Annotated in this window: 14 protein-coding genes; 8 read left to right on the forward strand and 6 right to left on the reverse strand. The window is 52.7% G+C overall.

The features are described 5' to 3' along the window. Positions 1–5 precede the first annotated feature (5 nt). Entirely contained in the window at positions 6–1,097 is a 1,092-nt protein-coding gene (locus tag LINBF2_RS07665) for an efflux RND transporter periplasmic adaptor subunit (protein WP_281887928.1), read from the reverse strand. Positions 1,098–1,184: 87 nt separating this feature from the next. Between LINBF2_RS07665 and LINBF2_RS07670 the strand changes: the two genes are divergently transcribed. From LINBF2_RS07670 to hpnE, 3 genes are read left to right on the forward strand one after another with little or no spacing between them, the layout of a single operon-like run. Continuing rightward, entirely contained in the window at positions 1,185–1,973 is a 789-nt protein-coding gene (locus LINBF2_RS07670) for a squalene/phytoene synthase family protein (protein ID WP_281887930.1), read from the forward strand. A gap of 45 nt (positions 1,974–2,018) precedes the next feature. After that, the gene (hpnD, locus tag LINBF2_RS07675; RefSeq protein ID WP_281887932.1) at positions 2,019–2,858 is read left to right on the forward strand and encodes a presqualene diphosphate synthase HpnD; all 840 of its coding nucleotides are present in this window, start codon (positions 2,019–2,021) and stop codon (positions 2,856–2,858) included. A gap of 17 nt (positions 2,859–2,875) precedes the next feature. After that, positions 2,876–4,150, forward strand: coding sequence for a hydroxysqualene dehydroxylase HpnE (hpnE, locus tag LINBF2_RS07680; RefSeq protein ID WP_281887934.1), 1,275 nt, complete (start codon positions 2,876–2,878; stop codon positions 4,148–4,150). Here the strand turns inward: hpnE and LINBF2_RS07685 are convergent. Next, positions 4,103–4,798 (reverse strand): HAD-IA family hydrolase, encoded by a 696-nt coding sequence (locus tag LINBF2_RS07685; protein ID WP_104801176.1) that lies wholly within the window; start codon positions 4,796–4,798, stop codon positions 4,103–4,105. The genes hpnE and LINBF2_RS07685 overlap by 48 nt on opposite strands. Positions 4,799–4,819: 21 nt before the next feature. Between LINBF2_RS07685 and hemH the strand changes: the two genes are divergently transcribed. After that, positions 4,820–5,917 carry a ferrochelatase gene (gene hemH / locus LINBF2_RS07690; protein ID WP_281887937.1) on the forward strand — a complete coding sequence of 366 codons (1,098 nt, stop codon included), beginning with the start codon at positions 4,820–4,822 and terminating at the stop codon, positions 5,915–5,917. 45 nt (positions 5,918–5,962) lie between these two features. Here hemH and LINBF2_RS07695 read toward each other — a convergent pair whose 3' ends face one another. Genes LINBF2_RS07695 through LINBF2_RS07710 form a run of 4 tightly spaced genes read right to left on the reverse strand, consistent with a single transcriptional unit; the run spans position 5,963 to position 8,592 of the window. Continuing rightward, positions 5,963–6,667: a transcriptional regulator gene (locus LINBF2_RS07695; RefSeq protein ID WP_281887939.1), complete on the reverse strand. Its 705-nt coding sequence runs from the start codon at positions 6,665–6,667 to the stop codon at positions 5,963–5,965. Between the two features lie 35 nt (positions 6,668–6,702). Beyond that, positions 6,703–7,197 (reverse strand): polymer-forming cytoskeletal protein, encoded by a 495-nt coding sequence (locus LINBF2_RS07700; protein WP_281887941.1) that lies wholly within the window; start codon positions 7,195–7,197, stop codon positions 6,703–6,705. Next, positions 7,166–8,209: a M23 family metallopeptidase gene (locus LINBF2_RS07705; RefSeq protein ID WP_104801172.1), complete on the reverse strand. Its 1,044-nt coding sequence runs from the start codon at positions 8,207–8,209 to the stop codon at positions 7,166–7,168. Before LINBF2_RS07705 ends, LINBF2_RS07700 begins: the two co-directional genes overlap by 32 nt. Positions 8,210–8,223: 14 nt before the next feature. Next, the gene (locus tag LINBF2_RS07710) at positions 8,224–8,592 is read right to left on the reverse strand and encodes a polymer-forming cytoskeletal protein (RefSeq protein ID WP_104801171.1); all 369 of its coding nucleotides are present in this window, start codon (positions 8,590–8,592) and stop codon (positions 8,224–8,226) included. A 270-nt stretch (positions 8,593–8,862) separates the two neighbouring features. On the opposite strand from LINBF2_RS07710, the gene LINBF2_RS07715 reads away from it, so the two are divergent. From LINBF2_RS07715 to LINBF2_RS07730, 4 genes are read left to right on the forward strand one after another with little or no spacing between them, the layout of a single operon-like run. After that, on the forward strand, positions 8,863–9,699 hold the full coding sequence (locus LINBF2_RS07715) for a shikimate dehydrogenase (RefSeq protein WP_281887945.1): 837 nt from the start codon (positions 8,863–8,865) through the stop codon (positions 9,697–9,699). Positions 9,700–9,708: 9 nt separating this feature from the next. After that, the gene (locus tag LINBF2_RS07720) at positions 9,709–10,419 is read left to right on the forward strand and encodes a response regulator transcription factor (RefSeq protein ID WP_281887947.1); all 711 of its coding nucleotides are present in this window, start codon (positions 9,709–9,711) and stop codon (positions 10,417–10,419) included. Further along, a complete protein-coding gene (locus LINBF2_RS07725; protein ID WP_281887949.1) occupies positions 10,397–11,749 on the forward strand; it encodes a FecR domain-containing protein in 1,353 nt (450 codons plus the stop codon). The genes LINBF2_RS07720 and LINBF2_RS07725 overlap by 23 nt, the downstream gene beginning before the upstream one ends. Continuing rightward, positions 11,746–13,962 (forward strand): CHASE2 and HATPase_c domain-containing protein, encoded by a 2,217-nt coding sequence (locus LINBF2_RS07730; protein ID WP_281887951.1) that lies wholly within the window; start codon positions 11,746–11,748, stop codon positions 13,960–13,962. Before LINBF2_RS07725 ends, LINBF2_RS07730 begins: the two co-directional genes overlap by 4 nt. The last annotated feature ends 28 nt before the right edge of the window (positions 13,963–13,990 follow it).

The following is a 13,990-nucleotide window of genomic DNA, read 5'->3' on the forward strand; positions in this document are numbered from 1 at the left end:
TCAACTCACTTCGCTGCGCCGAAGATCGACACCTTCTGGCCAGCTGTCAACACATGCACGCCCGACAGCACCACTTGGTCACCGTTTTGCAAACCCGAAGTCACCACGGCATCGTTGCCTTCCGCCGTGTTGACCTCCACAGCTTGCGCCTTCACCGTCATGGTGCTGGGTTCAAGCACCCACACCGATGTTGCGCCTGCCTCTAGACGCAAAGCGCTGGTGGGCAACTTGATGGTTTTAGGGGTCAGTTCAACACCCAGCACCAAACTCACCGTCACGGTGGAGCCCAACACGGGGTTGGCGTCTTTGTGCAAAGCCGCTTTGGCCACAAACGTACGCGTCACCGAATCAGCACTGGCGGACACATCGCGCACCACAGCTTCGAGCACCTTGCCGTCCACCCACTGGCGCACCTTGACCTTGTCCCCCGTTTTCAGCAAGCCCAGCTTGTCTTCAGGCACTGAGAACACCACATCACGTGGACCATCCAAAGCCAAACGCACCACGGGCTGCCCCGCAGCCACCACTTGTCCCGCACTGGCATCCACTGAAGTCACGATGCCCGCACCATCGGCCAACAAACGGGTGTACCCCGATTGGTTGCCCTGCACCGAGCTTTGCGCTTGGGCTTGCTTCCACTGGGCTTGAGCCGAAATATAGGTCGCTTCGCGGCGTTGCAATTCTGCGGCGCTGATGAAGCCTTGTGCATGTAAATCTTGGTAACGCTTGAAATCTGCGCCTGCCACATCGCGGTTGGTTTGCGCTGCTACCAGCTGCGCAGCGGCAGCGTCAGCGGTGATGCGGTAGTCTTGTGGATCAATTTGCGCCAACAACTGACCCGATTTCACACGCTGACCGATTTCAGCCGGACGGCTCAGCACTTTGCCAGCCACGCGAAAGCCCAGGTTGGATTCGATACGCGCACGCACCTCGCCTGAAAATTCCAAATCCACGGCCGAGCCTGACGCGCCCACCGTCAAGACCTTCACGGCACGCACAGGCTCTTGAGGCGCCTGACCTTTGCCGCAAGCGGTCAAAGTCGCGAGAACTGCTACGGCAAGCGCCAAGCGCGCTGCCGGTAAAAATGAATACACCATAAAGTACTTATTTACGTTAATGACTGATTGGTTATTAATGTAGCCGATCTTGGTTCAACTTGTATTTACAAGGCTGAACGACAATCGATGGAACTTATGTCAAGCATCGACCATTACGAAAACTTCCCCGTCGCCTCTTGGCTGTGCCCTGCCCGTTTGCGCCCTGCTGTCCTTGCGTTGTACCAATTTGCACGCACAGCCGACGATTTGGCCGACGAAGGTTTTGAGCCCGCACACCACCGACTAGACGCCTTGGGTGAATACCGCGCAGACCTGCAAAACTGCCTGAAACAAGCCAACACACAGAGCATCCGCTGGCCCACGGTGTTTGGCCCACTACAGCAGGCTGTCCAGCAATACCAACTCCCCGCACAACCCTTGTTCGACCTGCTCGATGCGTTCGAGCAAGATGTGGTCTACACCAGCGTAGGCCAAGGCTACCGAAACCGCGCAGAACTGCTGGACTACTGCCGCCGTTCGGCCAATCCCGTGGGGCGCTTGATGCTGCATTTGTATGGCGTGAACGACGCAACATCGCTCGCACAAAGCGACGCCATCTGCACAGCCCTGCAACTCATTAACCTATGGCAAGACCGCGCGGAAGACTTGAGGCGTGGTCGCAACTATTTACCAGAGGGCCACACCTTGCCCAATGAGCTGCGTTTTGCACGCGAGATCATGATGCAGGGAGCGCCCTTGGTACATCGCGTCAAGGGGCTTGCAGGCTGGGAGCTGCGTGCGGTGGTGCAAGGTGGCTTGCGCATGTTGGACAAGCTGGATGCACGGGGTGACGCACAAGACCACACACAGCTCGCTCGCCCCACGCTGAACAAGACGGACTTCATTCGCATCTTCTGGCGCTGCATCCGGATGTGAAATCGCGACTAAGAGGGGTCAGGCGTGCCCGATAATCAGGCACACATGACACCTCAAGACTACGTTCAGCAAAAAGCATCTGCCTCGGGCAGCAGCTTTTATTACGCCTTCCTGTTTCTTCCGCCCCAACGCCGCGCCGCCATCACCGCGTTTTATGCGTTCTGCCGTGAGGTAGACGATGTGGTGGATGAGGTGACCGACCCCGGCGTGGCCGCCAGCAAACTGGCTTGGTGGCACAACGAGGTGCACCAAGCTTTTGCGGGCAAACCGAATCACCCTGTGACACAAGCACTCATGCCTTTGGTGGCGGAGTTCGGCATTGAAGAAGCCTCACTGCAATCGGTGATTGAGGGTTGCGAGATGGACCTCACGCAAACGCGGTACCTCGACTACCCCAACCTCAGGCGCTACTGCCACTTGGTGGCTGGCGTGGTGGGCGAAGTGTCAGCCAAGATTTTTGGTCAGACCGATGCAGCGACGACCGCCTATGCCCACAAATTGGGCCAAGCATTTCAGCTCACCAACATCATTCGCGATGTGGGTGAAGACGCCCTACGTGGCCGCATTTACTTGCCCGTCACTGAGTTGCAACAGTTCGATGTGAAAGCCCACGAAATTTTGAACCGCTTGGACTCAGACCGTTTTCAAGCCCTCATGCAATTCCAAGCCGCACGCGCCCATGCGCTGTATGACGAAGCCTTGGCGCTTTTACCCGCCAACGACTGGAAACACCAAAAACCAGGCCTGATGATGGCCAGCATTTACCGCACCTTGTTGCGCGAAATCGAAGCCAAAAAGTTTCCGGTGCTCACCCAACGTGTGGCCCTGACTCCGCTACACAAACTCTGGCTGGCTTGGAAGATGCAAGCCTTGGGCCGCTTCTAAGCTTCATTGGCGGCAGCATGAAGCAACTGACCATCGTGGGCGCAGGCTGGGCGGGTTTGGCTGCTTCTATAGCCGCAACGCAAGCAGGCTGGCATGTGCAGCTGTTTGAAGCCGCAAAAACCGCAGGTGGCCGTGCCCGCAGTTTGCAACAAAGTTTTGCAGGCAAGCCTTTGGACAACGGCCAACACGTACTCATTGGAGCCTACCGCGACACGCTGGCACTGATGCGCACCGTGGGCTTGAACCCAAGCGCTTTGTTGCAGCGCCTACCGCTTGATTTGCGCTACGCCGATGGCCAAGGCCTGAGCCTTCCTGATTGGCCCATGCCCCTCAACCTGATGGCAGGTATTGGCCGTGCACAAGGCTGGTCTCTCAAAGACAAAGCCAGTCTCATTCAAGCCGCATGGGGATGGCAACGCGCGCAGTTTGAATGCGACCCCACATGGACCGTGGCTCAGTTAGGCGATGCCTCGCGCTTGAGTGAACGTGTGATGATGCAACTCATCGAGCCACTCTGCTTATCAGCGCTCAACACCCCCGTGGATGAATCCAGCGCGACCGTGTTTTTGCGTGTGCTGCATGATGCGCTATTAGGAGGTACGGGCAGCTCAGACCTGCTGGTGCCTCGCGTGGATTTAGGTGCTTTGCTGCCAGATGCTTGTTTGCAATGGCTCAGCGCCCGTGGTGCGGACATCCTTCTGAGCACGCGTGTGTCTGCCGCACACATTGAAACGCTGCAACACACGGCATCCCCCGACAATGCGGTACTTCTGGCATGTCCTGCTTGGGAAGCTGCACGCCTAACGGCAGACATTGCTCCGAAGTGGGCTTACCAATGTGCTGAGCTGCCGCACACCGTAATTGCCACGGTGTATTTGCATTGCAAAGATCCAGGGTTCAAAGGCTTATCGCAGCCCATGGTGGCGTTGCACTGTGACGCGCAAGCGCCGGCACAGTTTGTGTTTGACAAAGGGGCGCTGTCTGAACAGCAAGGCTTACTGGCTGCGGTGGTCAGCGCATGCCACACCGAGCGCGATGAGCTCACCGAGCAGGTGCACGATCAAGTCAGCGAACAGCTAGAGCTCAGCCATTTAGAAATCGTGCAAACCGTGGTCGAAAAACGCGCCACGCTGGCCTGCACACCCATGCTGGATAGGCCAGAGCCTTTTATCGCGGATGGCCTATGGGCTTGCGGCGACTACATCCGCGGCCCCTACCCATCCACCCTTGAAGGGGCCGTGCGCTCAGGTCAACACGTGGTCGCACAACTCAGCCAAGTGGCGCACCGTTAAAGGCTGAATGGCCTCGTGTGGCCAGTCATGGCCTTGGGTGTTAACCCATGCGGTTTGCATTCCTGCATTCATTGCGCCCAACACATCGGTGGTGGCGTCATCCCCTAAATGCAACACGGCATCAACAGGCAAATCCAACTGTGCTGCGGCTGCATGAAAAATACGTGCATCAGGCTTGGCCACACCAAACAAACGGGCACTCACAGACGCCTTGAAATACGGGGCAGCCTCGGTGAGAAACACATCGGCATTGCCGTTGGACAAACCCACCAACGGATAGCGTGCAGACAACCGCGCCAGCGCGTCTTGCACCCCGTCATAAAGGGTGACGTTTTGACGTTCGGCAAAGAACACGTCAAACGCTGCCTCCGCCAAATGCGGCGCATCACCTGCTCGCAGCAAGCTTTCACGGATGGACTCGCGACGCAAAAAACTCAAGTCGTGCGCCTTGTCTGCATGGCGTTGGTTCACCTCGATTCGGATGCGTTTTTTGACTTCGGCATCTGCACAAAGCTGTGCGGTTTGCGGGGCGTGAACCGCCAACCACGCTTGCAAAACCACCTCGGCGCGGGCGATGGTGGGCCAGACGGGCCACAAAGTGTCGTCAAGGTCTAAGGTTATGGCTTGTATTTTGGAAAGGTTCAGCATGCTGGGCGAGAATACCTCATCATGTTCAAACCTGCCTTCAATCCCGAACCGCCATTCACCCATGGACAAGCGCCACGCACCGCCGTTTTGCTGTGCAACCTAGGAACGCCTGACGAACCCACAGCACCGGCTGTGCGCCGCTACTTGGCCGAATTTTTAGGCGACCACCGTGTGGTGGAAATCCCCCGCTTGGTGTGGATGGCCATCCTGCACGGCATCATCTTGCGTGTGCGCCCGGCCAAATCTGCCGCCAAGTACGCCACCATTTGGACAGACGAAGGCTCGCCGCTCAAGATCTGGACAAACAAACAAGCACTTGCTTTGCAAGAAGTTTTCAACGCCCACGGCGAGGCTGTGACTGTGCGCTATGCCATGCGTTACGGCAACCCATCGATTGCCAGCCAACTTGATGCGCTCAAAGCAGAAGGCTTCACGCGTGTCTTGATATTGCCGGCTTACCCACAGTACTCAGGCACCACCACAGCCAGCGTGTTTGATGCGGTGTACCACTGGGGACTGCGCAGCCGTGTGCTGCCCGAGTTCCGTTTCATCAACCACTACCACGACCACCCTGCTTACATCCAAGCACTGGCTGAGCGCGTACGCGCGCATTGGGCCGAACACGGCCAAGCTGAACGCTTGGTGATGAGTTTTCACGGCGTACCTGAACGCACTCTACACTTAGGTGACCCTTACCACTGCGAGTGCTACAAAACGGCACGCTTGCTCGGCGAGTCCTTGGGCTTGACCAAAGCCCAGTACATGGTGACCTTCCAATCGCGCTTTGGCAAAGCGAAGTGGCTTGAACCCTACACCGAGCCAACCCTGATTGCACTGGCACAGCAAGGTGTCAAACGCGTCGATTTGATTTGCCCCGGTTTCACCAGTGACTGCCTAGAAACCTTAGAAGAAATTTCCCAAGAAGCGCAAGAGGCTTATTTGCATGCAGGTGGTGAGGTGTTTCATTACATCCCATGCCTCAATGACAGCGCTGCATGGGTGCAAGGCATGTATGAACTGAGCGTGACCCACATGGCTGGATGGCCAATGCAAACGGCTGACGCAGGGCAACTAGCGATCAGTCGTCAGGAGGCTTTATCGCTAGGCGCCAAAAACTAAAAAGCCGCTGGAAAGCGGATTTTTTAATTGCAAATCAGTGGCCAATTAAGGTGCCGCTTTACTGGCTGGCGCGACAGGTCCAGCAGAGGCACTCGACACACTAGCAGGGCGAACAGCCGATGCCACAGGAGCTGCAGACGCCGTCAAACCTGATGCAGATTTCTGGGGAGTTGAAACGCTAACCTCCACAGAGGATGCATTAGATGCAGGCAACTCGGCAATACTGGCGGCGTCAACAGCGTCCGAAGGTACGGTTTGTAAAGGCGGCGCTGGTTCCGCAGCTGGCTCTTCTTGCGGTTGCATGTAAGCAGCAACAGCCAACGCAGCAGCAAATAGCCCTGCAATCACCCAAAGTGACGTCTTCGATTTTTTTTCTTCAGATTGCGTCAAAACAACCGGTTCTTCATCTGGCGCAGACGCTGTTTCTGAGAGCTCAATCATCACATCTTGAACAGCCGAAACAGGCTCAACTGGCGTTGTTGAGTCTTGAGGCACGCTTTCAACGTACGCTTCTTGGGACGCATGACCGAAAACCTCATCTACTGAGATGCCAAGCAAGCCACCTACTTTTTTTGCAGCCGTTGCTTTAACCGCAGGGCTGTAAAAGGAGCTCATACCGCCTTCTTCCAACTGGCGAATTTGCTTGACGGACATGCAGGCTCGGATTGCCATGTCACTCAAAGCCCAACCACGAGCTTCACGACGAAGGCGCAGCAAATCGCCGTTGATAGAGAGCTCGTCTTGACTCATAAACACACGAGGAAGTGCAACGCTGTATTAGTAATTTATTTGACCAACAAAAGTTCGCCCTTGATAGAGGCTCCCTTTTGAACGGACAGAGTTTGGTAAACCACATGGCCATCCACAGACGCCGAAGAAGTCACGATCAACTCATTGCAAGTGGCAGTGCCAGAGAACTTACCCTTGATGTGCAAGCTGCTGCAAGTCACAACACCCTCGACTTGACCACGTGCACCAATGGTGAGTTCATCCACTTGAATTTGGCCGTTCAATGCACCTTCTACGTGGATGGCGCCTTTGGCAGCAATCTCACCACGGAAAGAAAAACCTTCACTCAAAATCGAAGGTTTGGTGGCGGCAGTTGAGATCATGTCCATCATGCTGGTACGTTGGTTGGTTGGTTGGGCTGGTGCAGCGACGGCAGGTTGCGTCGACACCTCTTCTTCAGCAACAGCTTCTACTTGCTCTTCTTCCATGTCTGGCATAGAAGCGTTTTCTTGAGAAAGATTAACGTTGTTGGTTTTGGATTTGTTGAACATATTGTGCCGTCCGTATAACTTTTTGTGGGTTGACTGGGTATCCGCCAATCAAGATTTCCAAATGCAGGTGCTTACCTGTTGACGAAGAACCCGTGCTGCCGATGTTACCCAGCACAGATTCGTTAGTGACTTTGTCACCCAATTTCACTTCGATATTTGCCAAATGCGCGTAGAGCGACTCAACGCCATTCGTATGACGAACGACCACAGTGTTGCCATATTGCGTATGGAACTGCGCCAAGACCACCACACCAGGCTTAACGGGGTGAACCTTTTCATCTCCCGTTTGGCTCAGCATATCCAGACCTGTGTGAAAGTGCGTCTGTCCAGAAATCGGGTGACGACGAACACCGAAATCAGAGGTCACGCTGTAATTCGGCACTGGCATAACGCTAGGCAGCGCATACAGAACTTCACGCAAACCACGATTGGTCGACAATTCATCAGCGACTTTGCCGCGAAGCAAGGGGTTGCTTTTGACATCGTCTTCTAAATTAAAGCCACCGTTTGCCGCATTCTGCTGAATGATTTTGACGATTTTTTCGGTCAAACCAGACGCCTCAAGCTGAGACTTCATCGTCACGTTTTCTTGCGAAACCGCCACCATCGACGTATCAACAAAGCGACGAATACTCATGTCGCGGTCACGAATCGTTTGAGCCAAAGAAACCATTTGCTCATCGCTCATGGTCAGAACCTCAGCCCCCTCCGAATCAGAAGCGCTACTAAGCAAGGCACGATACACCTCTTCATGAGATCGTTCTAGCTTGGCACGACTCAGCATCAAACTGAGGCTGGTGACAAACAAAACCGTGATAGCTGCCAACATCGCACCTGTCGCCAAAATGCCACCACGCACCAAAATGCGTTGCATCCGACCACTGATGTTCAGGTAGTGGAGATCACCGTTTTGCTCCAAGATGATGCGCGCATCTTCATACTGACGCGTCCAGCCACCAGACACAAGTCCAGGAAGCAATCGAGCAGCAGTAACGAACCGGCGCAGCATCATGGTTTAGCTAAAAATTAGGCGGCAGAACCACCGACTTGAACCACTGGACCGTTGGCATCTTGACTCAAAGTACCTTCGATCTCGCCACCTTTTTCAATCTCAATTTCTGAGTATTGAACTTTGCCGGCGATCTTGCCGGTTGAGCGAACGATCAAGCTCTTCTCTGAAATGATGGTGTTGTGGAGCTGGCCACGCACATCGATCACTTTGGCGGACACGCGGCCGGTGATCTTGCCTGTTGGCCCGATCAAGACTTCTTCTGCAGTTAAATCCCCCTCAATCACGCCATTAATAATGGCTTTTGAGGGAACAGTGAACGTACCCTTAACGATGACACCGTCACCGATAACAACACTTTCGAGCGAATCAGATTGATTAGACATATGGTCTCCTTGAGCAAATTTTAACAAACAAACTATCAAAAACTACATATTTGGAGTTTTATTGTTGTTTATTTGTAGAAAAAAATTCATTGAATGCAACCACTTAGCGTATTTTTTGAATGTGCTTCCTAACCCTCGAAGGTGATAAACCTTCTATAGCTACTCCTCTCATCCAGAGTGCTGATCCACGACCACGCAACGGCATCGTGAATGTAAACAAAAGACAGCCATGCATTGGCTACCATTCAGCATCTGCTTTTTTCTCTCATCATGAACAATACATTCACCATGGCGGGGGTCATGGGTTGGCCTGTGGCTCACTCTCGCTCACCTGCTATTCATAACCACTGGATTCGCAAGCATCACCTCAATGGCGCTTATGGCTTGTTCCCGGTTCCTCCAACCCATCTTGAAGCTGCCATTCGAGGCATTCAAGCCTTAGGACTGGCGGGCTGCAACCTCACCATTCCACACAAAGTTGAAGCGATGGCCTATATGGACTGGGTTGACCCGCTCGCCCAACGCATGGGCGCCATCAACACCATCGTGGTGCAAGCAGATGGCGCACTTCATGGGTTCAACAACGATGGCTTTGGTTTCCTCCAGAGCTTGCGTGATGCGCAGCCCAACTGGCGCGCCGACCTAGGTCCCATTGTCATCGTGGGGGCCGGCGGCGCAGCCCGGGCGATTGTTGTCAGTTTGATTGACGCTGGCGCAACAGAAATTCGACTTCTTAATCGCACACACCATAAGGCGCAAGCGCTCGCGCAAGAGTTTGGGACGCCTGTCACATCGTTTGACTGGTCTGAGCGTCATGAAGCCTTGGCAGGTGCGGCCCTGCTCGTCAACACAACCAATCAAGGCATGCATGGCGAAGCACCACTTGACCTTTCTTTAGACCAATTGCCCACAAATGCGCTGGTTTCAGATGCAATTTACATACCGCTTGAAACACCGTTGCTTCAAGCGGCACGCTTGCGCGGCAACACCACCGTCAACGGACTCGGGATGCTGTTGCATCAAGCCAGTCCAGCATTTCAAGCTTGGTTTGGCGTGACGCCTGAAGTCACTCCCGAACTACGCAAACTCATCATTGCAACTTTTTAAAACGAATACATGTACATCGGGCTTCTAGAAGACGAACCGCATCTTGCGCAACATGTCTGCGCCATCCTTGAAACAGCAGGTCACACCACCAGCCTTTTCAACAATGGCGCAGACATGGTCAAAGCGGTTGGACGCGACACGATTGACTTGTTCATACTCGATTGGAGAGTGCCGCGCATGTCTGGACTTGAAGTACTCAAACACATTCGAAATGTGCGAGGGCTGAAAGAACCCGTTCTATTTTTGACGAGTCGCACGGATGAACAAGACATCGTTGAAGCGTTGAATGCAGGTGCAGATGATTACTGCACCAAGCCTGTACGCCCCCAAGAACTCTTGGCACGCATCACGGCATTGCTACGGCGCACCTACCCTGAGCACAACAACCGCGACACCACTCGCACCTTATTGGGTTATGCATTCAACAAGCTTGACAACTCGGTTGGGTTTGAAAATCAGCAAATCACGTTGTCTGAAAAAGAATTCAAGCTCGCTTTGTTTCTTTTCGATAACCATGAGCGAGCCATCTCCAGAGAACGTTTGATGCAAGAAGTTTGGGGTGGCGAAGGCGATGCCCTTTCCCGTTCGCTTGATGTTCATATTTCTTGGTTGCGCAAAAAGTTAAACCTCGCAGCAACAGCCCCCCACTTGCGACTCAAACCTATTTATGGATTTGGGTACCGTTTGATGGCCTTGAATGGAACAACAAACGATGTTTAAAAAATGGTGGGCGCTTGGGTTGAGTGCAATTTATCTCTCAACCATTCATGCGCAGCAAGCAGACAACGCGGCTCAACGTCCGTTGATTATTTATAAAGTTCAAGCAGGCGATACGCTGTCGCAACTTTCAGCACGCTTTTTCGTCGACGCAGCAAACCTCGAAGTCATTCGTAGCTTGAACCACTTGCGCCACATTGACTTGTTACCCTCGGGAAAGCACCTCAAAATACCTAGGGAATTTGTCAAACAAAGCCCATCACAAGCCACCATCATTAGCATTTCATGCACGCGAATGATTCGTGCAGGCTCGCCACCCAAAGCACTCTCTGTTGGTTCAGTGCTCGCAGAAGGCACCATCATTGATGTACCTGCTGAATGTCAGGTGTCAATGCTTTTAGAGGACAGCTCGGTCATTCGACTGCCCTCCAGCGCCGCGGTTAAATTCTCTGTCCTACGCAAGAACGCGCTCGAATCCAGCCCACAAGTTGAACTCGAATTGGTGCGGGGTCGCATTGAACTTGATGTGAACAAAAACCGCTCACGCACAACACCATTTGATGTGCGAACCCCGCTATCGGTCACTGGCGTACGAGGCACCGAATTTCGTGTGGGTTACGCCCCTACGGAACAAGTCGGCCAAGTCGAAGTGGTTCGCGGAATAGTTGCAGCGACAGGGATAAGCGATAGCCAATCCCAACCCGTTTCCAAAGGACAGGGACTACCCTTTGACCGTTCGGGAAAGGCAATGGCCATTGAGAATTTGCTCGATGCCCCCGTGTTCGAACGCGCAGAAGCGACTCATGCAACACCACCGACCCATGCGATCAAACTCGCACCAAATCCCAGCGCAAAACACTATGTGGTGCTCAACACAAAAAGTGCAAATCTATTGGGGGAGCAAACCTCACAAACAATCACAACAGCAGAGGTGTTGGCGACCAACCTCAGTCAAGACGCTGTTTTTTATCAATTCGCCTCAGTCTCTCCAAGCGGCCTCATCGGACCCTCGCGACAATATGGTTTTTGCAGCGTCACAGGTGATATTAAATTTGGACGTTGCCGAGCAAGATTTGATGCGCCACTGGCAGATGGGGCTTTGATCACGTTTTCCCTCATCAAACATGCACTCGGTACCACACAAGAATTGGTATCTACCCAAAAGCTACAAGCTCGTAACGGACGTTTCGTGATTGAAGGCTTACCTGCCGGACATTACACCTGGAACATGTCTTACCTGACCTCATCACCTGGCAATACCAACCACGAATCGACACTCACCAAGCAATCCGGATACTTTGATCTGATTGCTCTGAAAACCAATCTACCTTGAACGCACATCGCCAACGTAAAGCACGCTTGCGTCGTGAATGGACATTCACGACAGTGGTTGCATTAGGCTTATTGGCTCTGCTGATATTTGCCGATATGGCGCGGCCCCTAGGCAATGTGGTCTACGACCACTTCATGCGTTGGGAAGGTTTTAGATCGACACAAAACATTGTGATTGTGGCGATTGACGACCGTTCACTGCAAGAACTTGGTGGCTGGCCCCTCAAGCGTGCAGAGTACGTGAAACTATTGGACCGACTCGATGACAGCTGCTGTAGGCCCAAAGCCGTTGGATTTGATTTGCTCTTGTTAGACAAAACAATCGATGACGCGGCTCTCACCGAACAAGTCAAGCGACAGTTCAACGTGGTGTTGCCTCTTGCATTCAAAGTGAACGAGGCTAATCCATCTGCATTGCAGGCCACGCTCCCCGTTTCACCACTGGCTGAGGTGGCCACGCTAGGGCATATCAACTTATCGTTTGACACGGATGGTGTGATTCGTGGTTTTCAACCCAACATCCAAACATGGCCACACTTCTCTTTAGCAGTCCATGCCAAAGGTGCACAAGCAATCGAAACATCCAAGCATGACTCAGATTACAGACGCTTTCGAATGGTCGATCCACGTGTTGGCTTTCCTGTTATTTCTTTGACAGATGCCATCCACAGCAACATCAGCCGAACATTGCTCAAAGACAAATACATCTTGATCGGTGTCACTGCGCCTAGCCTAGGAGATAGATACCCCACACTGCATTCTGGGAAAAACAACGCCAGCACGCCAGGCGTTGCCATTTTGGCCAGTGTTCTCAATGCCTCCATCAACCACACGCTGATTGACGAAGCGTCGCCTTGGATCACCTTCGGTTTGACGCTTGTGCCATTACTGCTCATGCTCCAAAGCCTCGTCATGCTCAGCCCTCGCGAATCGCTGGGGTTGGCTTTGGTCATGGTGTTTGGCAGCTTGCTGGGCAGTTATCTCTTACTCACCTTCATGGACTATTGGGTTGATCCAACACCATTCATGTTGATTGCGCTATCAATTCAACCTTTATGGGCATGGCGCCGGTTAGAAGCAATCGTTCACTTGATTCAAGGCAAAGCCGCAGACTTTCGAGAGCTTCACCCCCTGGAACGAAACAATGCGCCGACCCACCCGTCACGCGAAGTGGTTTTACAGCATGCCAAATTACTAGACCATGCCGTGGCATCAGCACGCTCAGAATTGGATTTTTTGTCAAGCATCGTCGACGAGATGCCAGAGGTTGTATTGATTTTTGATGCGAACGATGCATTGCTATTGAGCAATCAAAAAACCCAGCAACTATTCGACGCAGAGCTCAGTCACGGTTGCCATTTGATGGCATTGACAAATCTTTTGAACTTTCCAGCTGACACATTTGAAAACCTCATAAATCAAACAGAAAATAGTCCGCAACAAGTTCTAATACCACTCGCAACCAAACTCGGGACACGTGATTTCGTCCTCAAAACAGCGTCGCTTAACGCCCCCCTGGGTCGCAGTTTGCGGCTGCTCTTGTTGATGGACATCACAGAATTGCGGCAATCACAAAAGCAACGAGACCGAGCTTTACAGCTTTTGTCACACGACATGCGTACACCGGTCGCATCGATTCTGTCACTGCTCCCCTCACAAGACCGCTCAAACGAAAAAATTACCCAACATGCCCAGTCTTTATTGCAGATGATGGATGACTTCATCCTCACCATCTCATCAGAAGCGACTCAATACAAGGTTCAATCTGAATCTCTAGATAACCTGATCAACGACAGCTTGGAACAGGTGGCTGATTTGGCGCACGCCAAAAACATTTGCCTCAGTGATGAAAGTCACACCTCCCATCTCTTCGTTATGGCAAACACCCGCTTATTGGTACGTGCATTTGTCAACTTATTGTTCAACGCCATCAAATTTTCGCCATCACAAAGCACGATTCAGATTCAATCGCTTCACGTCGAAAGCTCAGAAACCTCAAGCACTCAAGTCACGCTCGTACTTTCAAACTTGGTCAGTGCCGTGTGTTCTGAAATTGACATAACGCAAACCCTGCAAGGATTTGGCCTCGGGTTGGACTTTGTGGACACCGTCATTCACAAGCATCAAGGAACCATTGAACGACATATCCCTGCGCACGGCGTTGCCACCGTTGTAATCACACTTCCTTGTGAAATCTCACAAATCGCTCTTTAAGTGATCAATTTACAAATTAAACCAATAA

The organism is Limnohabitans sp. TEGF004 (genome assembly GCF_027924965.1).
Taxonomy (GTDB): domain Bacteria; phylum Pseudomonadota; class Gammaproteobacteria; order Burkholderiales; family Burkholderiaceae_C; genus Limnohabitans.